1 protein-coding gene is annotated in these 510 nt (G+C 38.2%); it reads right to left on the minus strand.

From position 1 onward, the window contains the following. A partial coding sequence (locus P1P86_16610) for a hypothetical protein (GenBank protein MDF1576809.1) occupies positions 1-310 on the minus strand: 310 nt, incomplete at its 3' end. Positions 311-510: the final 200 nt, after the last annotated feature.

Consider the following 510-nt stretch of genomic DNA (forward strand, 5'->3'; position numbering starts at 1 on the left):
TGTAGTTTGATTGAGCTGTCCATCCAAGGACGTTCATTGCTGAGGCATAAGCGATGTAATAGTCCTTCCCTTTCATCATGTATTTAGCAACAAGCCGACTGTCAGGAGAATAGGTCTGCGGGTCTGCACTCAACGGAATAATATGGTACACATTCCGTGATATTTTCATTAACATACCCAATCTTACCATTGCGGCAAGTACTTTGGAAAGATAGCTGGGATCCTTGTCAGGATATTCCTTTATCACATCTTTATAGCTAAAACAACTCTTGTTTTCAGTGGAAAACTTCTTAATGATCTCCCATTTCATTTGAAATAGACATTTTTTAATATCAGATCCGATATATTCAACCAATAACCAGTTAGGAATTATCTCTCAGAAGACAATCAGTAATACTTAATTGCCTTGAAACACCCATATCAGCCTAACATATATCTAAATCAAGCTATAGGGCCCTTAACATGTTCCCTTTTTCCCGATTATAGATGCTTACAAGGCAAGGGGACACC

This window comes from Bacteroidales bacterium, assembly GCA_029210725.1.
Taxonomy (GTDB): Bacteria; Bacteroidota; Bacteroidia; order Bacteroidales.